At 52.6% G+C, this 26,775-nt stretch carries 25 protein-coding genes; 8 read left to right on the top strand and 17 right to left on the bottom strand.

Translation table 11 applies throughout. The features are described 5' to 3' along the window. Positions 1-68: 68 nt before the first annotated feature. The 6 genes from B051_RS0115905 to B051_RS0115880 all read right to left on the bottom strand — a co-directional run bounded on the left by B051_RS0115905 (position 69) and on the right by B051_RS0115880 (position 5,786). Positions 69-785 carry an ABC transporter ATP-binding protein gene (locus B051_RS0115905; protein ID WP_026236455.1) on the bottom strand — a complete coding sequence of 239 codons (717 nt, stop codon included), beginning with the start codon at positions 783-785 and terminating at the stop codon, positions 69-71. Beyond that, positions 718-2,043 carry a nitrous oxide reductase family maturation protein NosD gene (locus B051_RS0115900; protein WP_018479209.1) on the bottom strand — a complete coding sequence of 442 codons (1,326 nt, stop codon included), beginning with the start codon at positions 2,041-2,043 and terminating at the stop codon, positions 718-720. The genes B051_RS0115905 and B051_RS0115900 overlap by 68 nt, the downstream gene beginning before the upstream one ends. Continuing rightward, complete coding sequence (locus tag B051_RS0115895; protein WP_018479208.1) at positions 2,027-2,491, bottom strand: nitrous oxide reductase accessory protein NosL; 465 nt, start codon at positions 2,489-2,491, stop codon at positions 2,027-2,029. Before B051_RS0115895 ends, B051_RS0115900 begins: the two co-directional genes overlap by 17 nt. A gap of 11 nt (positions 2,492-2,502) precedes the next feature. Further along, positions 2,503-3,096, bottom strand: a complete 594-nt coding sequence (locus tag B051_RS0115890; protein ID WP_018479207.1) for a hypothetical protein — start codon at positions 3,094-3,096, stop codon at positions 2,503-2,505. Positions 3,097-3,181: 85 nt separating this feature from the next. Next, complete coding sequence (gene nosZ / locus B051_RS0115885; RefSeq protein ID WP_018479206.1) at positions 3,182-5,224, bottom strand: Sec-dependent nitrous-oxide reductase; 2,043 nt, start codon at positions 5,222-5,224, stop codon at positions 3,182-3,184. A 16-nt stretch (positions 5,225-5,240) separates the two neighbouring features. Then, positions 5,241-5,786, bottom strand: a complete 546-nt coding sequence (locus B051_RS0115880) for a c-type cytochrome (RefSeq protein ID WP_018479205.1) — start codon at positions 5,784-5,786, stop codon at positions 5,241-5,243. A 192-nt stretch (positions 5,787-5,978) separates the two neighbouring features. On the opposite strand from B051_RS0115880, the gene B051_RS0115875 reads away from it, so the two are divergent. Beyond that, positions 5,979-6,200, top strand: a complete 222-nt coding sequence (locus B051_RS0115875) for a hypothetical protein (protein ID WP_018479204.1) — start codon at positions 5,979-5,981, stop codon at positions 6,198-6,200. Between the two features lie 90 nt (positions 6,201-6,290). Here the strand turns inward: B051_RS0115875 and B051_RS0115870 are convergent, their stop codons facing one another. The 8 genes from B051_RS0115870 to B051_RS0115835 form a co-directional block, all read right to left on the bottom strand. Further along, a complete protein-coding gene (locus B051_RS0115870) occupies positions 6,291-7,058 on the bottom strand; it encodes an ABC transporter permease subunit (protein ID WP_018479203.1) in 768 nt (255 codons plus the stop codon). 3 nt (positions 7,059-7,061) lie between these two features. Then, positions 7,062-7,769, bottom strand: coding sequence for an ABC transporter ATP-binding protein (locus B051_RS0115865; protein WP_026236453.1), 708 nt, complete (start codon positions 7,767-7,769; stop codon positions 7,062-7,064). Next, entirely contained in the window at positions 7,732-9,027 is a 1,296-nt protein-coding gene (locus tag B051_RS0115860) for a nitrous oxide reductase family maturation protein NosD (protein ID WP_018479201.1), read from the bottom strand. The genes B051_RS0115865 and B051_RS0115860 overlap by 38 nt, the downstream gene beginning before the upstream one ends. Beyond that, positions 9,011-9,469, bottom strand: a complete 459-nt coding sequence (locus B051_RS0115855; RefSeq protein WP_018479200.1) for a nitrous oxide reductase accessory protein NosL — start codon at positions 9,467-9,469, stop codon at positions 9,011-9,013. Before B051_RS0115855 ends, B051_RS0115860 begins: the two co-directional genes overlap by 17 nt. Further along, positions 9,466-10,077 (bottom strand): hypothetical protein, encoded by a 612-nt coding sequence (locus B051_RS0115850; protein WP_018479199.1) that lies wholly within the window; start codon positions 10,075-10,077, stop codon positions 9,466-9,468. Before B051_RS0115850 ends, B051_RS0115855 begins: the two co-directional genes overlap by 4 nt. Before the next feature lie 207 nt (positions 10,078-10,284). Next, complete coding sequence (gene nosZ, locus B051_RS0115845; RefSeq protein ID WP_018479198.1) at positions 10,285-12,327, bottom strand: Sec-dependent nitrous-oxide reductase; 2,043 nt, start codon at positions 12,325-12,327, stop codon at positions 10,285-10,287. Positions 12,328-12,357: 30 nt separating this feature from the next. Next, positions 12,358-12,885 (bottom strand): c-type cytochrome, encoded by a 528-nt coding sequence (locus tag B051_RS0115840; RefSeq protein WP_018479197.1) that lies wholly within the window; start codon positions 12,883-12,885, stop codon positions 12,358-12,360. Positions 12,886-13,070: 185 nt separating this feature from the next. After that, complete coding sequence (locus tag B051_RS0115835; RefSeq protein ID WP_018479196.1) at positions 13,071-13,475, bottom strand: cupin domain-containing protein; 405 nt, start codon at positions 13,473-13,475, stop codon at positions 13,071-13,073. Positions 13,476-13,648: 173 nt separating this feature from the next. On the opposite strand from B051_RS0115835, the gene B051_RS0115830 reads away from it, so the two are divergent. From B051_RS0115830 to B051_RS0115805, 5 genes are all read left to right on the top strand, one after another. After that, positions 13,649-14,023, top strand: coding sequence for a hypothetical protein (locus B051_RS0115830; protein ID WP_245539644.1), 375 nt, complete (start codon positions 13,649-13,651; stop codon positions 14,021-14,023). 64 nt (positions 14,024-14,087) lie between these two features. After that, on the top strand, positions 14,088-14,987 hold the full coding sequence (locus B051_RS21455) for a transporter family protein (protein ID WP_018479194.1): 900 nt from the start codon (positions 14,088-14,090) through the stop codon (positions 14,985-14,987). Positions 14,988-15,061: 74 nt separating this feature from the next. Beyond that, positions 15,062-17,359 (top strand): nitric-oxide reductase large subunit, encoded by a 2,298-nt coding sequence (locus B051_RS0115820; protein WP_018479193.1) that lies wholly within the window; start codon positions 15,062-15,064, stop codon positions 17,357-17,359. Between the two features lie 219 nt (positions 17,360-17,578). After that, a complete protein-coding gene (locus B051_RS0115815; RefSeq protein WP_018479192.1) occupies positions 17,579-18,211 on the top strand; it encodes a hypothetical protein in 633 nt (210 codons plus the stop codon). 234 nt (positions 18,212-18,445) lie between these two features. Continuing rightward, positions 18,446-20,092 (top strand): M28 family peptidase, encoded by a 1,647-nt coding sequence (locus tag B051_RS0115805; RefSeq protein WP_018479190.1) that lies wholly within the window; start codon positions 18,446-18,448, stop codon positions 20,090-20,092. Positions 20,093-20,922: 830 nt separating this feature from the next. Here the strand turns inward: B051_RS0115805 and glgP are convergent. Together glgP and B051_RS0115795 are read right to left on the bottom strand one after the other, a co-directional pair. After that, on the bottom strand, positions 20,923-22,569 hold the full coding sequence (glgP, locus tag B051_RS0115800) for an alpha-glucan family phosphorylase (RefSeq protein ID WP_018479189.1): 1,647 nt from the start codon (positions 22,567-22,569) through the stop codon (positions 20,923-20,925). 550 nt (positions 22,570-23,119) lie between these two features. Then, the gene (locus tag B051_RS0115795) at positions 23,120-23,779 is read right to left on the bottom strand and encodes a response regulator transcription factor (protein ID WP_018479188.1); all 660 of its coding nucleotides are present in this window, start codon (positions 23,777-23,779) and stop codon (positions 23,120-23,122) included. Between the two features lie 473 nt (positions 23,780-24,252). Between B051_RS0115795 and B051_RS0115790 the strand changes: the two genes are divergently transcribed. Together B051_RS0115790 and B051_RS0115785 are read left to right on the top strand one after the other, a co-directional pair. Continuing rightward, complete coding sequence (locus B051_RS0115790; RefSeq protein WP_018479187.1) at positions 24,253-24,594, top strand: STAS domain-containing protein; 342 nt, start codon at positions 24,253-24,255, stop codon at positions 24,592-24,594. A 65-nt stretch (positions 24,595-24,659) separates the two neighbouring features. Next, positions 24,660-25,007 (top strand): STAS domain-containing protein, encoded by a 348-nt coding sequence (locus tag B051_RS0115785; RefSeq protein WP_018479186.1) that lies wholly within the window; start codon positions 24,660-24,662, stop codon positions 25,005-25,007. Between the two features lie 91 nt (positions 25,008-25,098). Here the strand turns inward: B051_RS0115785 and B051_RS21450 are convergent, their stop codons facing one another. Beyond that, positions 25,099-26,589 (bottom strand): hypothetical protein, encoded by a 1,491-nt coding sequence (locus tag B051_RS21450; RefSeq protein WP_051080675.1) that lies wholly within the window; start codon positions 26,587-26,589, stop codon positions 25,099-25,101. Positions 26,590-26,775 lie beyond the last annotated feature (186 nt).

Genomic DNA, 26,775 nt, shown 5'->3' with positions numbered 1-26,775 from the left:
TTTACAGAACGCGGAACCGGCGCTAAGCGCCAGTTCCGCGTTCTGTTTATGGCGGGAGGCACTAGCCCCTACTGCAAATTTTCGTCCTCCTCCATGAGTTTTGCGATGGCGCGGCTCAGCCGGTCTTCCTGGGTGTGCTCCTTCAGGAAGTCAAGGGTTTCATAGAACTTGATGCGCCCGTCCACCAGGCAAAGCACCTTGTCAGCCACCTCCTCCACCTCGCTCATGATGTGCGAGGTAATCAGAATCAGCTTGCCCTTTTTCTTCTCCTTCAGGATTTTGCTTTTCAGGATTTCGGCCGAGATGGGGTCGAGGCCAGCGGTGGGTTCATCCAGGATGAGCACCTGCGGGTCGAAAAGGAAGGCCAGCGCTGCGCTTACCTTCTGCTTGGTGCCGCCCGACAGGGAGCCCATGCGCTTCTCATACATGCTCTCCAGCGCATACAGTCCAATCAATTCTTCATCTGTATGGGCAGCATCTTTGCGTATGTCCTGCAGCATCTCCACCACCTGCCGTATCTTCATGTTCTCGGGGTAGCGACCGATTTGCGGCATGTAGCCAATCTGGCTGCGGTAGGCATGTTTTCGGAGCACGCTCTCCCCGTTCAGTCTGATGTCGCCGCTGTCGGGCAGCACCATACCCAGTATGCACTTGCCCATGGTGGTCTTGCCTGCCCCGTTCGGCCCGATTATGGACACTACCTGCCCTTCGCCGAACTCAACGCTCACGTCCCGGAGCACCTTCAGTTTTCCGTAGGACTTGTGCAAGTTTTCTATCGTTACCATGGTCTATCCTCTTCATGACAGGCTGGTTGTCTACCAACTGGTCGGGTATGATGCTGGGCAGCACTTTCTCCATGTTGTCCATCAGGTCCACCATGAAGCTGCGCATGAACATGACGGCCGGCGGAACCCGCTCCACCAGCATGGAGTACAGACTCACCGGCAGGTATGGCACATCACCTATACCATCTTTGTCTAAATCGTAGCCTGTGTATTTCTCCCAGTAATTGTTCTCAAAATGATTCTGCTGGCTTGTGCCGTTGGTGCTGATGTCAAATGAATTACCCGTGAAATTGTTCAGTCGGAAAGTATCGTCTACGCAGGTGGTCATTAGTTTGATGGCCCAGCCATTGCGCTCGAAGTCGTTGTTCTTGATGTCCAGCCGGCTCGAACTCTCCATGTGTATGCCCGTGGTGTTGCGCCGGAACGTGTTGTTGTGGATGACGCTGTTGCGGATGTCCTTTAAGAGCAGGCCGTAGGAGGCGGCGCCCCAGTTATTCTCAAATGTGTTGTGCTCCATCCGCACGTCATCGGTATACATCACGGCCACGCCGGCCCCGTTGTTCCGGAAGATGTTGTAGGTATAGGTGTTGCCGTTGGAGAACATGAAGTGCAGGCCATAGCGTTGGTTGTCCTGGCTGGTGTTGCGGTGCACTTTGCTGTTTTTCACCACCTCCAGGTAGATGCCGTCACGGTGTCCCTGTACCACGTTGTCACTGATGTCCACGTTGTCGGTGTAGTACAGGTGGATAGCATTCGCCAGCGCCGATTCTGTTTTGTCGCCCCGCTCCCCTTTCACCACATTGCCCTTGATTACGCAGTCTTCTGAGTTCTGCAGGTAAATGCCAAAGTAGGTGTTCAGGATGGTGTTGTTGAGGATGCGGATGTTGCTGCGCTGCAGCACGCGGATGGCGGCATCGTCGCGGGTATAGCTGGTGGCGATGTTCTTCAGCGTGAATCCTTCAATGGTCACATCATCGGCCATCACGGTGATGATTTGGCCTGTGAAATTGCCATCTATCACCGCCTTGTTTTGGGCAAGCAGGTGTACCGGTTTTTTAATTTCGATTCCAGATTCCTGGTAGGTGCCGCCCGTAACGAGCACCGTGTCTCCGGGTGCAGCCTGTTGCACTGCCTGCTTTACGGAGGTATAGCTGCAGGTCTTGCAGACTTCCAGGGTGTTGGCCATGACCGGTTGTATGCTCAGCGGTAGCAGCAGGGTGCCAGCCACCTGCAGGAGCCTTTTAGTGAAATTTAGCATCGTTTTGAACAGCAGTAAGCACTTGGTCCCAGGTAAGCAGGGTCCCGCCATGCTTCTGCTCCATTTGTTTAGCGGTTAAGTCATCTGCCAGCGCCGTCAGGTTCATGCCCATGGGGCTGGGTAGTTTCGGGCTCTGCAGGAAATGGGCGTTTTTTACCTCTATCAGATTTCCCGGGTTGGTATAGTCCGTCACTAGCACAAAAGAAGCGTTCTCCTGCAGCTCGGGTTGCTCGGATACGTAGGCAGCCAGGCACTCGGCCGCATCGAAGAAGAACGCTTTTCCTTTGTCGTTTACCAGTTCGGCGCCATACCTGTTGTCCGAAATGGTCATGTTGCAGTGCGTGCAGTTGGCCTGCCCGTACGGAATGGCTTGAGGCTCCACGGAGCAGGCGGCAAAAAGAAAGAGCATAGCCAGCAGGCTAAGCGTATGAATAGACTTGGATTTCATGCGTTTAAGGGTCACGAATAGGTTAGTTCTCGTTTCGTATGTTTCCTGCTTACGACGTATACCACACCAGCTATCACAATCGCCAGGAATATGCCCAGGGCTCCCCAGGAAGGCAGTGAGAGCGCTGAGAAGTTAAGCAACTGCTTGCTTCCAAACAAAGGAGGAATGTAGGTCATACCGGGTACCTTGATAGGCGCCGTAGGGTCCAGGTTGGTGCCGAATTTCACGAGCCAGAGGTAGAAGTCCAGTATACCGGCAGCCCCGGCTATAGCCAGCAGCACCACCCATATCAGCACCAGTTTTGGTTTGCCAATCAGCCCAATCAGTACACCGGTGACCATGAAGAGCACCACGATGTAGGGCATGTACTTCAGTTCGGCGAAGGAATCCGGATTGATTTTTTCCATACCGATGTAGTGGTTCAGGATGTTGAAGTTCTGCAGTACGCTCTCAGAGCTGCCTCCGAGCTTGTTCACCCAGATGTGGAGCTCCAACCCCTCCGGATATTGGGGTGCTTCCAGGTAAATCTTCCACATGGGGTATAGGAACAGCAGGCCCAGTGACAAGGCTGCCACCACCATCAGTATTCTCAGGTATACGTTCATCGCTTTTGTTGTTAAGGTTAGCCCTATAAAAACACAGCGGAGCCTGCCCAAGACAAACCCCGCTGTGTAGCCAACTCAGAGCAATTTAATTAACTGATGCCTGAGCTGGCGGTACTGGTTTTTTCTCACCCGTCGAGAACTTCAGCGGAACATTGGCTCCTCTTGGCGAAACCCGCACATAACCCTGCATTTCCTGGTGCAGTGCTGAGCAGAAGTCAGTACAGTAGAAGGGGTACACGCCTTCCTGCTTCGGCACCCATCTCAGCGATTGGGTAGCGCCTGGCATGATGAGGGTCTCGGCGTTGTTAGCACCCATCACCGCAAATCCGTGCGGCACGTCCCAGTCCTGTTCCAGGTTGGTCACGTGGAAAATCACGGTATCTCCTACCTGCACACCTTCAATGTTATCTGGTGTGAAATGGCTTCGGATGGAGGTCATGTTCACCTTTACGGTTCTGCCCTGGCGTGTCACACTCACATCCTTCTCCGACTTCACAGCATCCGGGTGAGTGTTCTGGTCCAGTTTGAAGAACTTCACGCTGTTAGGCGCAACCTTGTCAGCAGGTATGGCCTGTGCGTAGTGCGGCTCGGCTAGTGTTGGGAAGTCGAGTAGCATGCGCATCTTTTCGCCACTGATGTCAATCAGCTGTGCCGAGTGCAGCAGTTCAGGCCCGGTTGGCAGGTAGCGATCTTTGGTGATTTTGTTCATCACCACCAGGTACTTGCCATAAGGCTCTCTGGTATCGCCGCCAGGTATGAGCAGGTGTCCAGGAGAGTAGTATACCGGCAGTCTGTCTTTCACCTGGAAGTCTTCCAAACTCCACTTCACCACTTCTGAGGACACGAACATGGTAGAGTAAGCGTTTCCTTTGCCGTCAAACTCGGTGTGCAACGGTCCCAGGCCTGGCTCTTTCACCTCAGCATGCAGCACAGACTCGTACTTGAAAACAGGTATGCCATTCACCTCGCCGTCAAAATCCTTGTTCTCGATGGCCTTCTGCATTTTAGAGAAAGAGAAGACAGGAAGCGAAGAGGCCAGTTTACCGTTCACCACCATGTATTCCCCGCTTGGGTCCACGTCGATGCCGTGTGGTGATTTAGGCGCTGGAATCAGATACATCATACCGGGGCACTCTTCGGGAAGCAAGTAGCGAACCGTCTTTTTAACATTAGAGGTGGCTTTGTGCGTGCCGTGGTCCATGACGTTGTGATAATAATTAGCAGGCATCTCATGCGCTTTGCCCTCTGCCGCATACTTGGCGGCCAGTTTCCAGTTGATGGCTGCCAAATAATCCCGGTCGTTCTGGGAGGCACCGAGTTCTTTCAGTGTAGAGGCTTTCTCGGTATTGTAGGTCGTAAAGAATACCCAGTCTCCGGATGGACCTTTGCCACCGTTGGCCAAGTCATAGTCGAAGCCTGGTACCAGTACCTGGAAGTCCAGCTCCATTTGGCCATCCTTTTCATTTGTCTTGATGAAAGAGATAGAGCCACGGAACTTGTCTTTATACTCTGCCAGACTAGCATCTGCCACTCCAGCTTTATCGGTGTTTATCGGCACGCTAAAGCGTGTACCCGCTAGAATGTACTCGTTGTTATTGGTTGGGTACGGCGAGCAGTGGTTACCGGCTGAGTTGGGTATCTCCATAATCTCTACGGTCTCGAAAGTCGTCAAATCCACTTTCGCCACGCGGGGAGTGTTGTTGCCGTTCACGTATAGATATTTGCCGTCTGCCATCCCATCGGTTCGGGAGAGTTTCGGGTGGTGCAAGTCATCCCAAGGAACGAATCCGTGCGAAGTCATCAGCATAGGCTTGGTCTCCTCGTTGTAACCATAACCATTTTCAGGAAACTGCGAGAACACCGGAATCACTTTCAGCAGCCTGCCCGACGGAATGCCATATACCGATACCTGTCCGTTGAAACCGCCTGACAGGAAGGAATACAGTTCGTCGTGCTCGCCAGGCTTTACATAAACCGCCTGGGCGGCATCGTCTGCCACGGAGTCGTTTGCAGTGCTGGCCTTGTCAGAGTCGCCGCAGCTTTGCAGCACGGCACCGGCTGTCAACAGCAGGAGCATGCTCTGCAACCTGTTCGACAGCCTCTTGAAATCATACGTCAATTTTAGCATAGTAAATTGGGTTGGTTTACTTTCCTTGAGCTTCTAAATCGTTCAATCTCATGAACTCTAAAAGGGCACGCGCATCCTTCTCAGAGATATCCTGATTAGTCATCTGCGTCAAGTGCTCAGCCAGCAGTTTCTTGGCGGTAGGGTCTTTTTTGGTCATCTCTTCCGGGTTGATGACCATGTTCATAATCCACTCTGATTTGCGTCGCTCGGTAACCCCCAGAAGTCCTGGTCCCACTACTTTTTGGTCGGTCAAGGTATGACAGGCTGAACATTTGCTCTCGAAGATGGTTTTACCTTCAGCTGCCAGGGCTTGGTCAATATCGGCGCTTACCTCAACGGAGGTGATAGGTCCGATTCCTAATCCGTTATCCTCTACTGGAGCCTCGGGTTGCTGGTGGGCCAGGCCGGTCTGTTCCTGTGCATCAGCACCCTTGTTTTCGTTCTCGCCTGAAGAGCAACTGAACAGCAGTGCGCCACATAGTATGGCTACGAATCCATGTTGTACAGGCTTTAGAAGGCGGGCTGCAAAAGCTTTGTTGGTTGTGACTGGTCGTTTTTTCATAATTGTTTAAGGCTTTTGGAAATTTGGCATAGTTTGTTAGTGTCTTACGCATTGATTCATTGACAGTTATTGTTTGGCCTGTAAGTGCATGGCTAACTTAGTTTTCTCATATAGTTTTTCATTAGCACCTCACATAAGTGTAACTAACTGATAGGTAGCGCGTTTTAAAGGACTGCAACCAAAAAGAATACTATGAAAAAGCTATTATTTATATCGATTGGATTGATTGCATTTGCTTGCGGTGGCAACAATACGGATGCAGAAAGGGAGGATAACACGATAAATGAAGAGGTAGAAATCGGGGCTGGGCAAGAACAAAACCCTCAACTGGAAATGGACTCCGACTCAGCAGAGAACTTCGAAATCGACACCATAACATCTGCAACCGAAATTGATGACAGGAAGGAGCAGTAGTCGCTAAAAGCACCATAAAAAGAAAGAGCGCCGGATTGATTCCGGCGCTCTTTTCGTTAATGACTAATTCTTAAATAGAGGTCTGATACTTTACAAATCCCTTCGCGAGAAAATCCTTCTGGAGCCCATTACCGGCACGATAATCCAGAGCAACAGCAATCCGAAGGCCAAACCTATCCCCCATAGGCTTCCCAAGATACTCTTGTAGAGCGCACCCGTATAGCCCATCAGTGCCGACACGTCGAGGTTCAGCAGCACGATGATTCTGCCCAGGTCGATTGGGTTGAGTGCCGTAAGGGCGAGGGTGGCTTTTTCCAGCGGGTAATCGGCAAAGGAATACAGGATGAACAGCACGATGCCATCGTAAATCAACGCGAAGTAGAACCACAGCAGCAAGGCTATACCTATACCTTTGGCTTTGTCGCGGGTGATGACGGAAGCCAGGAAAGCCATGGCCACGAAGATGAAGGTGATGAAGACACCGGTCAGCACCAGGTATAGCCCTGTGGTGCTCGCTCCGAAAACCAGCACCGGCACGCCCACTCCCAGCACGAACGCTCCCGATAGCGAGCAGGCCACACCCAGGTACTCACTCATGAATATCTTCTTGCGGTTGATGGGCTGCGCCACCAGCAGCTCTATGAACTCATAGGAGTTGTAGAAGTGCGTAGTGGCAAACACGATGCTGATGAGCGGTACGGTCAGCAGCACCAGGTTCAGCAGGCTCAGCAAGGCTTTGTCCGGGCTGCCGCCCAGGTTGAACAGGCCAATCGAAAGCAGCAGCAGAAACAAGGTATAGGCCAGAACGATTCTGTTCTTGACGATATCGTAGAAAACGTATTTGATTATCTTACTCATGGCTTAGTCCTCCCCGTTCATGATTTTGGCGATGGCGCGGCTCAGTCTTTCCTCGTTCGCCTGCGCTTTGATGCTCTTAATGGTCTCATGGAATTTCACCTGCCCGTCCACCAGACAAAGTACCTCATCGGCCACTTCCTCCACCTCGCTCATGATGTGCGAGGTAATCAGAATCAGCTTGCCCTTCTTCTTCTCCTTCAGGATTTTGCTTTTCAGGATTTCGGCGGAGATGGGATCAAGGCCAGCGGTGGGCTCGTCCAGAATCAGGATTTGCGGATTGAACATAAAGGCCAGTGCCGCGCTCACCTTCTGCTTGGTGCCCCCCGACAGGGAGCCCATGCGCTTGTCGTACATGTCCTTCAGTCCGTACAGACCGATTAGCTCTTCGTCCACCTCCTTCACGTCTTTCCGGATGTCGCGAATCATCTCGATTACCTGCCGGATTTTCATGTTTTCGGGGTACTTCCCTATCTGCGGCATATAGCCGATTTGGCTCCGGTAGGCGTGCTTGTTCAGCACACTCTCGCCGTTTATTCTGATGTCGCCGCTGTCGGGCAGCACCATACCCAGTATGCACTTGCTCACGGTGGTCTTGCCTGCACCGTTTGGTCCTATGACAGAAACCACTTTCCCTGCATCGAAAGTGACAGACACATCATTCAGGACCTGAAGCTTACCGTACGACTTGCGCAAGTTTTCTATCGTTATCATAATCTATCTTATTCATCATGGGCTGCTCGTCCACCAGGTTCTCTGGTATGAAGCTAGGCAGCACCTTCTCAATATTATCCATCATGTCCACCATGAAACTGCGCATAAACATCACAGATGGCGGCACCCGCTCCACCAGCATGGAGTACAGGCTCACCGGGCGGTACGGCACGTCGCCTACCTGGTCTTTGTCCAGGTTGTAACCGCTGTACTTGTCCCAGTAGTTGTTGCTGAAGGTGTTCAGGGTGGAGTTACCATTGGTGGATACATCAAAAGAGTTTCCTGTAAAGTTATTCAATTTAAACACATCGTCGGAGCAGCTGCTCAGCAGCCGGATGGCCCAACCGTTGCGGTCAAAGCTGTTGCGCTGTATGTCCAGACGGTTAGAGCTCTCCATGTAAATACCGGTGGTGTTGCGACGGAACGTGTTGTTGTGGATGACGCTGTTGCTGATATCCTTCAGCAGCAGGCCGTACGCCGCGGCACCCCAGTTGTCTTCAAAGGTATTGTTTTCCATTCGGATGTCCCGGGTATACATCACGGCCACACCGGCACCGTTCTTACGGAAGATGTTGTGGGTATACACGTTGCGGTCAGAGAACATGAAGTGCAGGCCGTAGCGCAGGTTGTTCTGGCTCAGGTTGTTTTTCACCTCGCTGTCCTTCACAAACTCCAGGTAGATGCCATCGCGGTGGCCTTTTACCCGATTGTTGCTGATGACGGCATTATCGCAGTACCACAGGTGTATGGCGTTGCCCAGCGCCGATTCGTTCATATCGGTCACATCCTGTCCCGTCACCACATTGCCCTTTATCACACAGTTGTCTGAGTTTTGGAGGTATATGCCGAAGAAGGTATTCAAGATGGTGTTGTTAAGTATACGGACGTTGCTGCGCTCCACCACACGGATGGCGGCATCGTCGCGGGTATAGCTGGTGGCAATGTTCTTCAAGGTAAGTCCCTCCACCGTCACGTTGTCGGATGTGATGGTGAAAATCTGGCCTTTGAAGTTGCCGTCTATTACCGGGTTGTTACGCCCTAAGATGGTCAAGGGTTTGTTTATCTCAATTCCGTGCTCCTGGTATACCCCGCTTTCAATCAGGATGGTGTCGCCGGGTTTGGCTTTGGCTATCGCCTGTTTCACAGAGGTATAGGAGCAAGTGGTGCACACTTTCAATGTACTGCCGACGGCAGAAGTCGCCATCAGCAGCAGCACGAAAGTGCTTATCACAAAAGGTATGTTAGTCAGGTTTTTCATTTTGTTGTACGGCTGTCACCGCCTCGTTCCAAGTGAGCAGGCGACCGCCTACTTCCGCTTGGATTTTTAAAGCTGCAGCCTGGTCGGCTACAGCGGTCATGTACATGCCCATGGGGCTTGGCAGGGCTTTCGCCTGCAGGAAATGCGCATCGCGTGCGTCTATCAGTTCATTGGGTCTGGTATAGTCCGTCACCAGCAGAAAAGCAGCCTTTTCGCCCTGTTCCGGTTGTTCGTTCACGTAGGCCATCAGGCACTCGGCTGAGTCGAAGAAGAAGGGCTTGCCTTTGTCATTCACCAGCTCGGCTCCGTAGCGGTTGTCGGCCACCGTCATGTTGCAGTGGGCGCAGTTGGCGCCTCCGTAGGCGATGGGTTCCGGTTCTGGTGTGCAGCTGATGGCCACTATGAGCAGCACCAGCACAAAGATGTTCAGCAGTGTTCTCATGCCACTGCATGTTTCGGGGTTCTTGCCTGGCTTAATGGGGCGGCCTTGCGGCCCAGTATCCATACCAGCAACGACAGGCTGATTCCCAAGAAGATACCCAGACTACCCCACGCCGGCAAAGACAAGGCCTCAAAGTTGAGCAATACCTTGCTGCCCAGCAGCGGCGGGATGTAGGTCATGCCCGGCACTTTGATGGCGGCCATGGGGTCCAGGTTGGTACCGAATTTCACGAGCCAGAGGTAGAAGTCCAGTATGCCGACGGCACCACCCAGCATGAGCAGCCCGCTCCAGCCCAGCACCAGGTTCTGTTTGCCAATCAGGCCAACCAACACACCGGTTATCATGAAGAAGACAACGATGTAGGGCATATACTGCAACTCGGCAAAGGACTCGGCGTGGATGGCTTCCATACCGATGTAGTGGTTCAGGATATTGAAGTTTTGGAGTACGCTCTCAGAGCTGCCGCCGAGCTTGTTCACCCAGATGTGCAGTTCAAGTCCTTCGGGGTATTGTGGGGCCTTCAGGTATATCTTCCACATAGGAAACATGAACAAGAGACCGAGTGATAAGGCTGCCACAATCATCAGCGCTTTTTGGTAAGTTTTCATCCTTTTATCTTTTTAAGATGATTGAAAAATAGGTTGCGTTTGGAGCTTTGTCTTATTGTCTGCTTCAGCTCTGTTCATCCCCTATCTCCTATCCATCTGAGACCTCAGGATGATGCTCCTGCTATACTGAAGTGCTATCGCAACTCGCTTTAAAGAATCAGCGGAGGTTACTTTGGGTAACCTCCGCTGATTTACCCAGTTGGAGCCTTATTTAGTTGATGCTACCCCTGGTATGTTTTGTTTCTTCTTACCGGTTGAGAAGGTAATCGGAACGTTAGATCCTTTAGGAGATACCCGGATGTATCCTTGCATTTCCTGGTGCAGCGCAGAGCAGAAGTCTGTGCAGTAGAAGGGGAACACGCCGGCTTTCTTCGGTACCCAGGTCAGGGTCTGTGTGGCACCCGGCATGATGAGGGTCTCAGCGTTGTTGGCTCCCATCACCGCGAATCCGTGCGGTACGTCCCAGTCCTGCTCGAGGTTGGTCACGTGGAAGTACACGGTGTCACCTACCTGCACACCCTCAATGTTGTCTGGGGTCATGTGGCTTCGGATGGCTGTCATCTTCACACGTATCACATTCTTGCCTTCGCGCTTCACACTCACATCGGCTTCTTTCTTCACAGCGTGTGGGTGCTTGTTCGCGTCGAGCTTGTAGAACTTGGTGCTGTTCGGAGCCACTTTGGAAGCTACTATGGCCTGTGCGTAGTGCGGTTCAGCTACGGTTGGGAAGTCAAGCAGCATCTTCATTTTCTCGCCTGAGATGTCAATCAGCTGCGCAGAGTGGGCCAGTTCAGGTCCGGTTGGCAGGTAGCGGTCTTTGGTGATTTTGTTCATCGCCACCAGGTACTTGCCATGCGGCTCTTTCGTGTCACCACCAGGAATCATCAAGTGACCTACGGAGTAGTAAACAGGCATTCTGTCCACCACTTCCAGCTCGTTCAACTTCCATTTCACTACTTCAGAAGACACGAACATAGAGGTATAGGCGTTGCCTTTGCCGTCAAACTCGGTGTGCAATGGTCCCAGGCCTGGCTCTTTCACTTCGCCTTTCAGCACAGACTCGTACTTCAGCACAGGTATGCCGTTTTTCTCGCCGTCGAAAGCCTTGTTCTTGATGGCTTCCTGCATCTTAGAGAAAGAGAACACAGGTATAGCGGAGGCAAGCTTGCCACTCACTACCATGAACTCGCCGCTAGGGTCCACGTCGATACCGTGCGGAGACTTAGGAGCTGGCAGCAGGTACATCATACCTGGGCAATCTTCCGGCAGGAGGTAGCGCACTGACTTCTTCACAGTTGACTTAGCGATGTGCGAGTCCTTGTCCACCTTGTTGTGGTAGTAGTTGGCTGGCATCTCGCGGGCCTTGCCTTCTTTGGCATATTTGGCCGCCAGTTTCCAGTTCACAGCCGCCAGGTAGTCCCGGTCGTTCTGAGAAGCGCCTACTTCTTTCAAAGTACCTGATTTCTCAGAGTTGTAGGTTGTGAAGAAAACCCAATCCTCTGATGGGCCTTTGCCACCGTTAGCCAGGTCGTAGTCGAATCCAGGCACCAGGATTTGGAAGTCCAGGTCCATGTCGCCTTTCTCCTGATCTACTTTGATGAAGGAGATGGAGCCTCTGAACTCCTCTTCGTATTTGTCGAGGCTCACGTCACCGGTACCGCCTTTCATGTCGAGCGGAACGGAGAAGCGGGTACCTGCAATCACGTACTCGTTGTTGTTGGTAGGGTATGGCGAGCAGTGGTTACCGGCTGAGTTCGGGATTTCCATGATTTCCACGGTCTCGAAGGTCTTCAGGTCGATACGGGCCACGCGCGGCGTGTTGTTACCGTTCACGAACAACCAGCGGCCGTCGGTCTGGCCATCGGTACGGGAGAGTTTCGGGTGGTGCAAGTCATCCCAGGGAACAAAACCGTGGGAAGTCTGCAACATAGCCTTTGACTCTTCGCTGTAGCCGTAGCCGTTCTCACCGTGCTGCGTGAACACCGGGATGATTTTGAGCAGGCGGCCAGAAGGAAGACCGTAGACAGACACCTGTCCGTTGAAGCCGCCTGACAGGAACGAGTAGAGCTCGTCATGCTTGCCTGGCGCCACATACACGGCAGAGGCTGCATCGGAAGAGACTCCCGCAGCTGTAGCGCTACCCTCCCCAGGTCCGCTGCTGCAGCTCTGTAGTGCCGTGCCACCGACCACTGCCATCAGCAGGGCGGCCGCAGGGGCTACTTTTTTGAATTTATGAATCAGTGATTCCATTATAGTATGAATTTTAGCTTATTGATTCTGTTAGGAATTTTTGTCGTTCTGTCTCAGGAACTCCAGAAGCGCTCTGGCATCCTGTTCGGTCACGTTCTGGTTGGTCATCTGGGTCAGGTGCTCAGCCAGCAGTTTTTTGGCAGCAGGGTCTTTCTTGGTCATCTCCTCTGGGTTGATAATCATGTTCATGACCCACTCCGGCTTTCTTTTCTCCGTTACACCGGCCAGGCCTGGGCCAACCACTTTCTGGTCAGACAGCTGGTGGCAGGCAGAGCATTTTCCTTCGAAAATCGACTTGCCTTCGGTTGCAAGGGCCTGGTCAATCTCATCAGTCAGCTGCACTGTTTTCACGGGGCCAACACCTAACCCATTGTCTTCTACAGGTGCCTCAGGCGCCTGATGCGCCAGCCCTGTCTCCTGTGTGGTCTCGGTGGTTGTGCTGTTGTCTGAAGAGCAGCCATACACGAGCATGCCCCCCATCAGTAACAAAGCCAGTGTGTGCAGCGGTCTGCCAACTCCCCTGCTGTTTCTTTTTCCATCTTTCTTATTGGTTCTCATGGTTTTTGATTGTTAGGTGTTGTTATATGATTTGGCGATCATTTATGGTTCAAAGGTATAGCGACTTGGCTTCGAAATAAAAGACCTTAATCTCTTTTATTAGTGACATTTGTCATCTTTTTTATTCTGGTCTGCCTCATGCCGCTGAAATGCTACCAATTGGGCTGCTTTTCTGCCATTAGGCGTTAGGCTTTGGTGGCGAGTGGCGACATGGACAGTAGAAAAGCAGTCTCTTTTAGCGCCTCCACATTGTGCCGCACATGCTCCTGCAAGGTGAGCAGTTGCCCTTCCCCCAGTACCACAGATTCCTTTTCTGTATTGAACCTGATTCGTCCCTCTACCACCTGCACGCTGATGGGTCCGGCGGTATGGTGCGGTTTTATTTCGGTGCCGGCCTGCATCACGTTAAGGACGATGCACATGGCGTCTGACTTGTAGAGTGTCCGGGCTCCCCGTCCGCTCTTCTGCCAATTCTCCTCTTCTTTCAATTGTTGGGTTAGTTCTGCAAGTTGGAAGGTCAACAGGCTGCTGCCTTCCTGCTGAGTGGGTGGGGTGCTCTGCTCCTGCTTATTTCCTGATTCTGTTCTCATGGTTCGCATACTTTATAGAAGCATGGTTGCCTCTGATTAATGCCCAAAAGTATGGCGGCTAGCGTTTATAATAGAAGACCTTAATCTCTTTTATTAATGACCTATGTCATTTTTTCAGTTGCACCGCGATATGACCTTTGCCTCAGTCAAAAAATCAAAAAAGAGAAGGTGCCATGAATCGGCTTGCTGTTATAGTGTGTGTGGTGTGTATGCTGGTGCAGCCGCTGAGCAAGCAGGGAATCTATCTGGTATACCAGCTCAACAAGGACTACATCGCCAGGGAGCTGTGTGAACAGAAAGCCATACCTGGCTCAGAGTGCCAAGGCAAGTGTCACCTCCGCAAAGAGCTTAAAAAAGACGCCGAGCGCGAAAAGCAGTCGCAGCGCCAGCAGCAGACCGCCGTGGATATGATTGCGCATAGAGCGGAGTCAGTCGTGTTGGCTGCCGCTATACCTGAAAACGACAGCGGCGACTGCCCCACCTATCAGGCCGGCAGGTATACCTCCCCCGACCACGCTTTTTTCCACCCGCCCCAATTCATTTCTTAGTTTCTATACCTGGCGCCAGACCGGCACCACCCCTTTTTATTATCAATCAAAAAGAACCTAAGTCATGAAAAAGTTAGTATTACTTGCGCTTGCCCTTTTATCCATCAACATCAGCAGCGAGGCCTGCGACAAAGGCTGCACCATGGGCGGCAGCTACATGGGCATCCTGCCCCAGTTCCACAAGCACTTTGTGGGCGTGCGCTACAGCACCCGCTCCTTTACCACCACGGCCACGCATGGCCAGCACGTACAGGTGACCGATGAGCGTTTCGCCACCGCCGAGCTCTGGGGGCGCTTCAACCCTGTGAAGAATGTGCAGTTGTTTGCCTTTCTGCCTTATGTGCTCAATGCGCAGACCAGCGGCCATAGCTCCATCAAGAGCAAAGGCTTTGGAGACGTGACACTCATGGCCAACTACTCCCTTCTCAACACCGGCGACAGCCTGGGCCATACCTTCAAGCATACCCTGCAGTTGGGTGGTGGTGTAAAACTGGCGACCGGCAATTTCCAAAAGCAGGAGCACGACGAGCAGCTGGCAGCCAACATGCAACCCGGCACCGGCAGCACTGACTACATGGTGAATGGCATCTATACCATCCGCTACAAGCAACTGGGCCTGAGCAACGACTTCACCTACCGCTTCAACACCGAGAACAGCGACGGCTACCAGTTCGGTGACCGCCTGAGCACCTCCTCCAACGTGTTCTATTGGCAGAATGTGAAAGGCATCTCGCTGCTGCCGAGCGCCGGGGTGTACTATGAGCACGCCAAAGGCGACCGCTACGAAGGAGCCACCAACGCTCAAAAAGGCGGCGACTCATTCTTCACCAACCTCGGCCTGAGCGTGTATGTGAAGAACATCGCCGTGGGCGGCACCCTGCAACTGCCCGTCAGCAGCACCGAGGCTCACCACCACACGGAGGGCAACAGCCGCAGCATGGTCAGCCTCACCTACATGTTCTAAGGCTCTCTGCTCGGAACCCCAGCGCAGGAATTTCAACCTAAACTCAATTATATACTTTCCAAATTCTACTTTTTATGAGATACAGAAACCTATGGCTGGGGTTCATTGCCGTGATAGTCGGCTCCTTCGCCGTTCTCGGTTACTACGGTATCGAGATTTACCGAGAAGCACCGCCTATACCTGTGCAGGTGGTCACCACATCCGGCAAAGTCGTGTTTTCAGAGCAGGACATCAAAGACGGACAGAATGTGTGGCAGTCCACTGGCGGGCAGCAGCTGGGCTCTGTCTGGGGCCACGGCGCCTACATTGCGCCTGACTGGAGCGCCGACTGGCTGCACAAAGAGGCCATGTACTTCCTGGACTATTGGGCGCAGCAGGAAAAAGGCATGACCTACGACGAACTGGATGAAGAGATTAAAGCCATGCTGGAGGCGCGCCTGCAGAAGCAAATCCGGGCCAACACCTATGATGCCGAGACAGGTATACTCACCATTTCGGATTTGCGCGCCGAGGCGATTGCCGATGTGAGCAAGCACTACACCGGCCTGTTCATGGATGACCCTGCCCTGGCCAAGTACCGTGATGCCTACGCCATGAAAGACAACACCGTGGAAGACCCGGTGCGGATGGAGAAGCTCAACGCTTTCTTTTTCTGGACTTCCTGGGCCTGCGTGACGGAGCGTCCGGGCAAGAAAATCACCTATACCAACAACTGGCCCGCCGAGAAACTGGTAGCCAACGAGCCCAGCTCCGACCTCATCATCTGGACCGGCTTCAGCGTGATTATCCTGATTGCGGGTGTAGGTATGCTGGCATACTATTATGCCTCTAACAAAGAAGAGGAGATTGACCACTCTAAACTACCGAAGCAGGACCCACTGCTGGGACTGACAGCCACGCCTTCCATGAAAGCGACCTTGAAATACTTCTGGATTGTGACGGCGCTGATTCTCGTGCAGGTGACCCTGGGTGTCGTGTCGGCGCATTACGGTGTGGAAGGACAGGCACTGTACGGCTTCCCGCTAGCCGAGTACCTCCCCTACTCCATCACCCGTACCTGGCACGTGCAGCTGGCTATCTTCTGGATTGCTACTTCCTGGCTGGCTACCGGTCTGTACATAGCGCCTGCCGTGTCGGGCCATGAGCCGAAGTTCCAGAAACTGGGGGTGAATTTCCTGTTCGTCTGCCTGCTCATCATCGTGGCCGGTTCACTGGCCGGCCAGTGGTACGGCATCATGCAGAAGCTGGGCTATACCGAGAACTTCTGGTTCGGGCACCAGGGCTATGAGTATGTGGACCTGGGTCGATTCTGGCAGATTTTCCTGCTGGTAGGCCTGTTCCTGTGGCTGGCGCTGATGGTACGTGCTATACTGCCTGCCTTCCGTAACGATGTGGAGGGACGCCACCTGCTGGGCATGTTCCTCATTTCGTCGGCTGCCATCGCCATCTTCTATGCCTCTGGCCTGATGTGGGGACAGCATACCAACCTGGCCATTGCCGAGTACTGGCGCTGGTGGGTAGTCCACCTGTGGGTAGAGGGCTTCTTTGAGGTGTTCGCCACGGTGGTCATCGCCTTCCTCTTCGTGCGCATGGGCCTGTTGGATACCAAAATGGCAACGGCAACGGTGCTCTTCTCGACCATTATCTTCCTGTTCGGCGGTATCATCGGTACGTTCCACCACCTATACTTCAGTGGCACGCCGACTGCGGTGATGGCGCTGGGTGCTACCTTCAGTGCGCTGGAAGTGGTGCCATTGGTGCTGATTGGTTTCGAAGCCTACCACAATCTGCAAATCAGCAAGCTCACGCAGTGGATTAAAGCCTACAAGTGGCCCATCTACTCCTTCGTGGCGGTGGCCTTTTGGAACCTGATTGGTGCCGGTGTGTTCGGTTTCGTGATTAACCCGCCGATTGCACTCTACTACATGCAGGGACTGAACACAACGCCGGTGCATGCCCACACAGCCCTGTTCGGAGTATACGGTATGCTGGGCATCGGCCTTATGCTGTTCGTGCTGAAAGGCCTCTCGGCCCGCCGCCGCTGGAAAGACGGTGTCATCAGCTTTGCGTTCTGGTCCATCAACATCGGCCTGATTCTCATGGTGCTTATCAGTGTGCTGCCGATTGGCCTCATGCAGACCTGGGCGAGTGTGGAGTACGGTCTGTGGTACGCCCGCTCCATGGAGTTCATGCAGACCGACACCATGAACATCCTGCGCTGGCTGCGCGTGGTGGGTGACACCATCTTTGCGGGCGGTGTGCTGGCGCTGGCCTGGTTCATCATCGGCCTGAAAACCGGCTGGTCTTTGGAAGAGGATGAGGACGTGGTACCGTATGTAGAAGAGGAAAGGGAAACGAGCAAACACGCCTAAGTTATACCTGACGCATACATTATTTCCTGTTTTCCTGAACGGCTCCTTCGGCTCTATAGCTGGAGGGGCTGTTTTTTTGGGGAGACTATACCTGAGAATAGCCACAGGTATAGCCAACATCAAGCACCCCAAATCGTAAAGCAGAGGTTGACAAAGCATGTTGTGGGATGGCATTCTTGTAACAGCAGTCTTCATAAAACGCCGAAAACAAACAGAGTCATGGGTATAAAAAAGATAGTCGATAAGATAAAGGAAGAGGTAAAGGTAGTGCAGGGCGAAGAGCCCAAAGACAAGCTATACCAGAACGAGCAAACCTTTCCGGATGTGGCCAGCGCTCAGGAGGCGTTTGAGGAATCGAAGCGCAAGCTGTTCAACGTGAACCTGTGGTCCAACCTGGAAGGCATCAACTCCACCTTTGAGCTGCACGATGAGCGAGGCCTGAAAACAACAGCCGAGACACCTAAAGTGGGCTACTATGTGAAAATAACGCTGCCCGCCTCCAACGTGGAGAATTGGGTCAACATATCAAATATCGTACAGGATGAAAATCTGGCCGAGTTCACCGTACATCCCAGCGAAAAACCAAATCCGCCTGCCGATGAGGAGGAAGTGACACAACACTTTTTTACAAAAGAGGCTAGCAGCACCTTCCGGGTGGAGCTACAGGGTACACGGTTAATAGCCTCTGAGATTGGCCAGAATGAGTACATCAACAACAAAGGGAAGGAATCCGGTGGGCGCAAAATCCTCAACACCTTGGTAGCCGAAGGCGGCTGGGCTGGTTTCCAAGCGCTGCAGTGGGACAAACTGACCAGCTATCTGGTGCACCAGGAGGAGGCAAAACCTGAGTAAGAAACATCTGCATTCCACAGTATACCTGCAAGCGCATCCGATGGAAATATTCAGCCTGTTGCTTTTTCTGCTGTTCCTCACTGCCCTTACCTTATTCCTGAGGCGTCAGGAGCGCCGGAAACGAAACTCCAAATAAACTGTTTTGGCTCCCGGCTATACCTAGGCAGCAGGTATAGCCGGGAACTATATTGACATTTCTCTTATATTTGGAGAAATAAACCGAGTCATATCTGAATGAAACGCTTCCTGCTCCTTTTGCTATCCTGCGGTGTGCTGCTGCACGAAAGCGCGTTGGCCCAATCGCTCACACTAGATAAACCCACAGCCAAATCGCTGAACAAGGTAAAACCGAAGGATATTAAGGCCCATGTGAAATACTTGGCCGATGACCGCCTTCTGGGTCGCCAGCCCGGCACGCCCGGCTATCAGATGGCCGTAGATTATGTAGTCGACCATTACAAGAAGGCAGGCGTGGAGCCAGCCGGTGAAAACGGGACCTACCTGCAGTTGGTGCGCCTGCGTAAATCCTTCATCGGAAAAGATGCCGCCCTCAGCGTGCTGGACGCGCAGGGAAATGAGATGAAACTCACAGATGGAAAGGAGTTCTCTATCTACCCCCATGCTGAGGAGCAACAGGTGAGCATCAACGCGCCGCTGGTATTTGCCGGATACGGCATCAGCGCCCCTGACTTGGGCTACGATGACTACGCAGGTATAGACGTGACGGGTAAAATCGTGGTGGTGCTGCGCGGTGCTCCTGCCAGTTTCCCTTCTACTGTTTCAGCCTACAGCCGCGACATGATGACGGTGCTGCAGACGGCCGCTGACAAAGGCGCCGTGGGAGTGGTGGTAGCCACTGCTAATCCGAAAGGCCGCGTGCCAAACCTGCAGCGTGGCACCTACAGCGTGATGGACGCAAACGGAAAAGTAGCCGTATCGCGGAACTATGTGTCTGAAAAAATCAAAGTGCTAGCCAATATAGACGCTAAGACGTTCCACCAGCTCCTGCAGGGCGCTGCCCTGGACACTGCCCAGGTAGTGCCCGGACTGAAAAAAGGAACAACGGCTTCTGCCCCGCTCGGCTATACCTTGCGCGCCAGCTACAACTCTACTTACCAGGACTTCGAGAGCCAAAACGTGATAGGCAAAATCACTGGATCAGACCCGCAACTGAAGAACGAGTACGTAGTGCACAGCGCCCACCTCGACCACGTCGGCATAGGCGCACCGGTAAATGGCGACTCTATCTACAACGGAGCCCACGACAATGCCTCGGGTGTGGCCAGTGTGCTGGAGATAGCTAAAATCTATTCCCGCCTGCCTGAAAAACCGAAACGCTCCGTACTGTTCGTGATGGTGACCGCCGAAGAGATGGGCCTGCTAGGCTCCGCATACTTCGCCCGCTACCCAACAGTGCCGGTACAGAGCATCGTAGCCGATATCAACACCGACATGCCGACTATTATCGCGCCGTTGCTTTCTGTCGTAGGACTGGGTGCCAACCATTCTACGCTGGAGAATGAGGTGGCTGCTGCGGCGCAGCACCTGGGTTTGGCAGTGGAAGAAGACCCGGAGCCGGAGCAGATGCGCTTCATCCGCAGTGACCAATACAGCTTCGTGACACAAGGAATACCTGCCCTGCACATCAAGTATGGCAACAAGACCAAAGACGGACAGAACAACCTGAACAAGCAAGTGGAGGCTTGGCGCGCCGTCCATTACCACAAGCCGCAGGATGGCTTCGAAAACGGCACCTTCGACTTCGACGCCGGCAAAAAATACGTACAGCTCAACTTCCTTATTAGTTACCAAGTAGCCAATAACCCGCAACGACCCACCTGGAAGCCAGGCGACTTCTTCGGAACGCGGTTCGTGCAGTAGAAAGTAGTATCATACCTAAACACGGCGAGCTGCTCTGATTTCAGGGCAGCTCGCTGTGTTTAGATAGTACCGATACCGGTTGCTTCTGTGTGTAGGTGGTGTCTGGTGTTACATCTCATTCCTGAACCCTCCCCTCCGAGCAGTGGGACTCCTCCTGCAGGAGCTGTACTCCTGCTCTAACTTTCATACCTCGCCCTTTCTGTCATTCCGACGAAAGGAGGAATCTGTTACGCTGCCTGCCGCCGGTGCGAGCGCAGCGGGAACCGGCGGTGAGACATGCCGGCCAATATGCACCTGGCGTTCCCTCTGTTCCCTTCCCCTCAGAAAAGCCGCATCTGCGCTGACGCTGGATGCTCTGCCAGTAGGGCATGAGATTCCTCCTTTCGTCGGAATGACAGAGAGTGTATGGGAAAGGGTACAAGAGTGGCGGGAGCGTGAGCAGATATAGCAGGCGAAGACCAGGTATAGGTATAGCTGACAGGTATAGCCTTGACACCCCTCTGGCTCCCCTCAAGGGGAGAGTTTCCACAGCAGCTAAAAGGAAAAGACATCGGCCAGGTGCGCCAATGGCGATTTTTTGTTCGAGCGGTCAGCGAGTTCAAAAGCGTCTTGACTTTTTTGCTTACTTTTTGTGTCAAGACAAAAAGTAAGGCCCGCCCGGCCAGGGCAAGCTATACAATAAAAGCAGAAGGAAGAAGCTAACAATAACTACGAAGCTACCTACTTAAACACCAAGAGCTGCCCTAAATCAGGACAGCCCTTGGTTCAATCGTTGCTGCGAATCATCACCTCACTTTTCCGAGGCCTTAGCAGAAATCATTATCCATTAACTAGTACATCATATCATAATACTCATGCGCCATACGGTCGGAGTCGAAACGTGGGATGATGTCCCGCATGCCTTGCTTCACAATATTCATCCACTTGGCTCTGTCGCTGTAGTAGGTCGGAATCACCTCTTTTTCGAGGATATTCATCAGGTTTTTGTGGTCAATCTCATCCTGCATGGGGTCAGGGAGGTTGGTGTCCACAACAGGTAACACGAAGCTGTTTTCGCCGTGGCGCGCAAACTCTGGCAGCCAGCCATCCAACACCGACAGGTTGACTGCTCCGTTCATAGCCGCCGTCATGCCACTGGTGCCGGATGCTTCGCGTGGGCGGCGTGGCGTGTTAAGCCACACATCCGCTCCTTGCTTCAGCTTCTTGGAAAGGCCAATCTCATATCCCGTCAGCACAGCAAAGTTCGACTTCTGGTACGACAGGCTCACCAGGCTGTTGAAAACGCTCACTGCGCCCTCATCAAACGGGTAAGGTTTGCCTGCCCATATCACCTGCACCGGCCGCGCCTCCTGCGAAAGCATGTCGAAGAAACGCTCAATGTCATGCACCAGCAGGTCGGCACGCTTATAGGCGGCAAAGCGCCTCGCCCACACAATGGTGAGCACGTCGGGCCGGAAGAGTTTACCTGTCTGGTCTGCCACAATCTCGAACAAATCCCGCTTCATGTCAGCTTTGCGCTGTATCATAGCCTGGTTGTCGTCGTGCTCCAGGCCCTGTCGCAGGGTCTTGTCCATCCAGAAGGGCACATTTTGGGCATTGGTGATGGCTTTTATATCACAGATTCCCTCGTTGCCGTACCACATGCGCCGGGACACCTCCCCGTGCAACTGCGACACCCCGTTGGCCACTTTGGCCAGCCGCAGCGCCGCCAAGGTATAGTCGAAGTAGTTGCCGTGCATGCCGGTCATTCTTCTGGCCTCCTCCAGTGGCGTATCATTGAAGAACGACATCCTGTTGAGCAGCTGGATATCGTGCACCTCGTTACCGGCTTTTTCCGGGGTATGCGTGGTAAATACCAGGCGCTTCCTGACCTCCTCCGCACTGCCATATTTCTCATGCAGGTGGAAAGCCAGCGGCAGCGCGTGACCCTCGTTCATGTGATAAATGTCTGCCCCACCGAGCTCCTCTACTACTTTGGCACCGGCTATACCCAGCACAATACTCTGCGCGATGCGAGTGGTCTGCTCCTTGTCGTATAAATGGTATGTAATGGTGCGGGCCAAGTAATCATTCTCAGGGAGGTTAGTCGTGAGGAAGTACATAGGCACCGTGCCGAAAACCTCAGGCCGCAGCACCAGCGCTTGCACTACCACCGGGTGGCCATTCACATTGACTGTTACTTTGATGCCAGAGTCTTCGAGGTAGGTATAGTATTTCTTCTGAAACTGCACCCGCATGGTCTGGTCGTCGTTGCGGGTCTGGTCATAATAGCCGTACTTCCACAGGATGCCGATTCCCACCATGTTCTGACGCAGGTCATAGGCGCTGCGCATGTGCGACCCGGCCAGGAAACCTAAACCCCCTGAGTAGACTTTGAGCGCCTGGTGAATGCCGTACTCCATGCTGAAATACGCTACGCGTTTCTGATACTTCTCATTAATCTCGTAAGGATGGTACCACTTACTGTAAATTGTCATAATCTAAAAACCTAAATTTAATCATAAATGAGGGCCTGAATGCAGTTCGTTTGCACGCCTCTCCAGTATCCGCACAGGCCATACCTGAACTTGCGATAATTCAATTCCCCTCCTATAACAGCGCCCCAAATCTCGATTTATATAAAACAACGTATCTTGTACGTATAGTAAAATCCGTATTTGTCTCGCTGCTTTCAACCTGCAATTTGAGACAACCAAAGTTCCTATACAAGCTTCACTCCCTTTTTGTTAACGATATAGTACTAAAAACCTGTCCCTACCCGTCCTGCTGCTGTATTGGTTTTGAACCCAGTTTGGCTTATACTTACACGGCCGGCCTTCTTGGTGAGCCCAGGTGCCAAGTATAGGTTTCTCGACCCGATGCCCAGACTGTCTCCATTTGAGTTCCGTTAGTGTAACCCTCCTTCATCTAAACTATCGCCAAAGAATTAGTCTCCTGACCAGTTGCCTAGCATATTTGGTAGACAAGCGGAAAATGAAAAAGCGCCGCTGGGAGGCGGCGCTTGTATCAAATATATTTGTCTTAACCCTAACTGTTGATGAGCCCTCGCTGCAGCGCATACCTTACCAGCATAGCGGTATTGCGTGAGCTGGTCTTCTCCAGCAGGTTCTGTCGGTGCGTTTCTACAGTACGCTTGCTGGTAAACAACCGTTCAGCAATTTCGGCATTCGTGAAGCCCTCGCCGATGAGCGCCAGCACCTCCAGCTCTCGCTTCGAAAGCTCCCGTTGCTGCTCAGCGGTTGGCTGCAGCACTGGTTGGGCCAAGTTATAAGACTGTACCTTGCGGAGGAGGTGCAGCGCTATGTCAGAACAGATATACCGGCTCCCAGAAGCCACAAGCAGGAGCCCGTGGCAAAGTTCGTCCCTGCTTACGGTTTTGAGCATGTAGCCTGAGGCCCCGATTTCCATCATCCTTTTCACATGGCTTATGTCGTCGAGCACCGAGAGCACCAACACTTTCACGTTCGGATATTGCTCCACTATCTCTCTGGTCAGTTCAAAGCCATCCTTGCCAGGCAAACCAATATCCATTAGCACCACATCGGCATGCACAGTAGCCAGCAAGTTCAAGAGTTGGTCTCCATTTGCGGCCTCACCCACTATTCTGATAGAGGGATGCCCGTTCAACAGGGCCTTTACCCCATCCCGGATAATTGTGTGGTCGTCCGTGATTATTACATCAATCATGCTATAGATGTCGTGTACAAATTAGCTGATGAAGCCATTTGGGATAAATAGTGCAGTCCTTTGGTTCTCAATTTTCCCTTTATATTGTTATCGTAAAAGCCTTTCAGGAGCGTTGCCACCTAGTGCGGTGTAACTCCTATCCCCTGGCCTCTAAGACGCGTCCAAGGTCCAAAAGAATGGGTAATTTTCATGATAAAAACCAAAACTGCAATGGCAGGTGGGTTTCTTCGTTAAAAAACAAGGCTTGCCCCGAACATTTAAGTATTTTCTACTATATAACTATACGTGTTTATATCATCTGGTAGAACCTTAATTATGGTTAGATTTGTATTGGCCTGATTCTTAACTAGCTGACATTTTTTCTACTTCAAATCTGAGTATAGGCAACACTTTAAAGCTATACCTTCGGCCTTCGAAACAAGGCAGTCATACCTGATGCTCTGATATGCTAAAAGGTCTTAAATAAGCGAGTTATGGGAATTTCGATACAGGAAATGCCGGAGAGTGTAGTCATCCAGTGCCAGGGAGAACTGGACCAACACGTTGTAGCCTCGTTTGATGAGGCGATTCAAAAGGCGAACTTCTCCTCTCACCACAACATCTGGGTAGACTGTGCGGGAATCACCTCCATCTCTACCTCAGCCATGCGGTCAATACTTTCGTATTTAGGCACTATAGATACACTTGGTATCAGTTTAGTGCTTTACAACCTGCAGCCGGTGGTACAGCAAAAACTGGAGCAGGCTGGGCTTACCCCGCATCTGAAAATAGTACCCGGTATCAAAGAGGCTTACCTGCACTACAAGCACAGGTGAAATGCGGGTTGATTTAGTGAGCCGCCATTAGAAGGCGGAAGTGATTGATGTAAAATGCCTACGTTATGAAAACATTCCATGTTACCACGACTGAACTGCATGACGGCACCATCCTGAAGTTTGAGGGGGAGCTTGACGCCAGTTCATCCGTTTACGCAGACCATGCACTGGAACAAGCCATCGCAGCAGAAAAGGATTATGTCCTGATTGACTGCAGCGGTCTCCTTTATATCTCCTCTGCCGGGTTAGGCGTGCTGCTGGCCGCTTTTCAGGCCTGCAACCTCAAAGACCAACAACTGGTGATGGTGGACATGAAACCGAAAATCCGGAACGTGTTCGAGATTCTGGGGCTGGACCGCATCATCAAATCGGCCGCCACAGTAGAGGAGGCAAAACAGCTGGTAGTGAAGTAGCAGCCATACCTACACCATTTACTGAGCTAATACAAAAAAAGGGCCGCTAGTTGCGGCCCTTTTTCCTTCAAATATACTCAAACATTATGTTCTATCTGTCATAATCGCTGCCTTCGTTGCGGCGGTTGCGTGAGAACAGCGCTCTTTCGTTGCTGTCATCGTTGTGGGAACGGCTGCTGCTGCCACGGCCGGAAGAGGAGCCATAGCTGCCCTGTGAAGAGCCACCGTAGCTGCCTTGTGAACCGTAGCCGGATGAGCCGTAGCCTCCTTGTGAGGAGCTGCCATAGCCTTGGGAGCTACCATAGCCACCTGAGCTGCCCATAGAGCTGGTTCTACCTGACATACCGGACTGAGAACCCTGGCCATAGCCAGACGAGCCATAGTCGGAGCCGCTTCTGCCGTAGCCACTCTGCGAGCCATAACCACCGCCCATAGAACCGGATGAACCGTAGCCTCCCTGCGAAGAACCGTAGTTGCCTTGAGAGGAGCCGTAGCCGCCTGAGCCTGTGTTGCTGTAGGTGCCGCCGCTAAAGGAACCGGCACCGCTGCCAAAGGAGCCACCGCCCATGGAGCCGGAACCGCCGCTGCCCATAGAGCCGCTGCCGTAACCTGAAGACGAGCCACCATAAGAGCTGCCTCTTGAGCCCTGGTCACCGCCCATTGAACCGTAATCGCCGCCACTCATGGAGCCGTAGCTGCCTGAGCCGCCGTAACCGCCATGTGAGCTATAGTTGGAGCCACCGTAGCCGGAACCACTGTAGCCTCCTTGTGAACCAGAGCCGTAGCCACCAGTTGAGCCTCCGCCCATAGAACCGGAACGGCCGCTGTAGTTCTGGCTTCCGCCCATGGAGCCGGAGCTACCATAGTTGCTGCCTTGCGAGCCGGAACCATAACCCGATGAGCCATAACCTCCTTGTGAGGAACCGCCATAACCACCTGAGCTGCCTCTGCCTGACATACCGGACTGTGAGCCGGAGCCATAGCCAGACGAGCCATAACCAGATGAGCCGTAGCCGGACGAACCATAGTTACCGGAGCCGCTCATAGAGCCAGAGCCGTAGCCGCTTCCTTGTGAACCTGAACCATAACCTCCTTGTGAGGAACCGTATCCTCCTTGGGAGCTTCCATATCCACCCTGAGAGCCGGAGCCATATCCGCCTCCGTATGAGCTACCGCCCATGGAGCCAGAGCCGCTGTAGCTGCTGCCCTGTGAGCCGTAGCGCTCTCTGCCTGACTGGCCGTAGCCAGAGCTGCTGCCATACTGGCCACTGCCGCCTCCACCATACGAGGAGCCCCGGCTGCTGTAGTCACTGCCTCCTGTAGAGCCAGAACCATAGCTTGAGGAGCCGTAGCCGCCTCTGTCGTAGTTACCCGAATTGGATGAGCCACCACTGTAGTTTCTGTATGAACCTTCTCTTCTGTCTCTGTCATTGTCTTCTTCGCCACCAGTCACTCTCTCCCAGGCATGGCTGATTGTTTCGCCAATTCTGCCGAAGAAGCCTCTGTCTTCATCGTTGGAGCGGTCGCGGTTGTAAGAACCATAATCACCTTCGTCGTAATTACGCTGATAGTCTCTTGCCATAGCTTTATGTTTAAATAGGTTGATAAATTTTAACAAATCGTATGGTCATTAAACGCTTTATCACCCATCAGGTTTAGAAAAACAGGCATATCCTATAGCTTATATTTTCCCACAACACATAACACAACCTGTAGTAAATCAATAAGTTATATATAACACTACTGCTATACATAATCAATCTGGCAG

This window comes from Pontibacter roseus DSM 17521 (assembly GCF_000373265.1).
Taxonomy (GTDB): domain Bacteria; phylum Bacteroidota; class Bacteroidia; order Cytophagales; family Hymenobacteraceae; genus Pontibacter; species Pontibacter roseus.
This window is presented reverse-complemented; position numbering and strand designations above follow the sequence as displayed.

What these genes read in the sequence shown, in the direction of transcription:
- B051_RS0115875 (WP_018479204.1), top strand. Translation starts at nt 5,979, where the DNA reads ATGAAAAAGCTATTATTTATATCGATTGGATTGATTGCATTTGCTTGC.
- nosZ (WP_018479198.1), bottom strand. Translation starts at nt 12,327, where the DNA reads ATGGAATCACTGATTCATAAATTCAAAAAAGTAGCCCCTGCGGCCGCC.
- B051_RS0115905 (WP_026236455.1), bottom strand. Translation starts at nt 785, where the DNA reads ATGGTAACGATAGAAAACTTGCACAAGTCCTACGGAAAACTGAAGGTG.
- B051_RS0115835 (WP_018479196.1), bottom strand. Translation starts at nt 13,475, where the DNA reads ATGAGAACAGAATCAGGAAATAAGCAGGAGCAGAGCACCCCACCCACT.
- B051_RS0115790 (WP_018479187.1), top strand. Translation starts at nt 24,253, where the DNA reads ATGGGAATTTCGATACAGGAAATGCCGGAGAGTGTAGTCATCCAGTGC.
- nosZ (WP_018479206.1), bottom strand. Translation starts at nt 5,224, where the DNA reads ATGCTAAAATTGACGTATGATTTCAAGAGGCTGTCGAACAGGTTGCAG.
- B051_RS21455 (WP_018479194.1), top strand. Translation starts at nt 14,088, where the DNA reads ATGAAAAAGTTAGTATTACTTGCGCTTGCCCTTTTATCCATCAACATC.
- B051_RS0115795 (WP_018479188.1), bottom strand. Translation starts at nt 23,779, where the DNA reads ATGATTGATGTAATAATCACGGACGACCACACAATTATCCGGGATGGG.
- glgP (WP_018479189.1), bottom strand. Translation starts at nt 22,569, where the DNA reads ATGACAATTTACAGTAAGTGGTACCATCCTTACGAGATTAATGAGAAG.
- B051_RS0115865 (WP_026236453.1), bottom strand. Translation starts at nt 7,769, where the DNA reads ATGATAACGATAGAAAACTTGCGCAAGTCGTACGGTAAGCTTCAGGTC.
- B051_RS0115880 (WP_018479205.1), bottom strand. Translation starts at nt 5,786, where the DNA reads ATGAAAAAACGACCAGTCACAACCAACAAAGCTTTTGCAGCCCGCCTT.
- B051_RS0115840 (WP_018479197.1), bottom strand. Translation starts at nt 12,885, where the DNA reads ATGAGAACCAATAAGAAAGATGGAAAAAGAAACAGCAGGGGAGTTGGC.
- B051_RS0115890 (WP_018479207.1), bottom strand. Translation starts at nt 3,096, where the DNA reads ATGAACGTATACCTGAGAATACTGATGGTGGTGGCAGCCTTGTCACTG.
- B051_RS0115850 (WP_018479199.1), bottom strand. Translation starts at nt 10,077, where the DNA reads ATGAAAACTTACCAAAAAGCGCTGATGATTGTGGCAGCCTTATCACTC.
- B051_RS0115855 (WP_018479200.1), bottom strand. Translation starts at nt 9,469, where the DNA reads ATGAGAACACTGCTGAACATCTTTGTGCTGGTGCTGCTCATAGTGGCC.
- B051_RS0115860 (WP_018479201.1), bottom strand. Translation starts at nt 9,027, where the DNA reads ATGAAAAACCTGACTAACATACCTTTTGTGATAAGCACTTTCGTGCTG.
- B051_RS0115830 (WP_245539644.1), top strand. Translation starts at nt 13,649, where the DNA reads ATGAATCGGCTTGCTGTTATAGTGTGTGTGGTGTGTATGCTGGTGCAG.
- B051_RS0115805 (WP_018479190.1), top strand. Translation starts at nt 18,446, where the DNA reads ATGAAACGCTTCCTGCTCCTTTTGCTATCCTGCGGTGTGCTGCTGCAC.
- B051_RS21450 (WP_051080675.1), bottom strand. Translation starts at nt 26,589, where the DNA reads ATGGCAAGAGACTATCAGCGTAATTACGACGAAGGTGATTATGGTTCT.
- B051_RS0115870 (WP_018479203.1), bottom strand. Translation starts at nt 7,058, where the DNA reads ATGAGTAAGATAATCAAATACGTTTTCTACGATATCGTCAAGAACAGA.
- B051_RS0115785 (WP_018479186.1), top strand. Translation starts at nt 24,660, where the DNA reads ATGAAAACATTCCATGTTACCACGACTGAACTGCATGACGGCACCATC.
- B051_RS0115820 (WP_018479193.1), top strand. Translation starts at nt 15,062, where the DNA reads ATGAGATACAGAAACCTATGGCTGGGGTTCATTGCCGTGATAGTCGGC.
- B051_RS0115895 (WP_018479208.1), bottom strand. Translation starts at nt 2,491, where the DNA reads ATGAAATCCAAGTCTATTCATACGCTTAGCCTGCTGGCTATGCTCTTT.
- B051_RS0115900 (WP_018479209.1), bottom strand. Translation starts at nt 2,043, where the DNA reads ATGCTAAATTTCACTAAAAGGCTCCTGCAGGTGGCTGGCACCCTGCTG.
- B051_RS0115815 (WP_018479192.1), top strand. Translation starts at nt 17,579, where the DNA reads ATGGGTATAAAAAAGATAGTCGATAAGATAAAGGAAGAGGTAAAGGTA.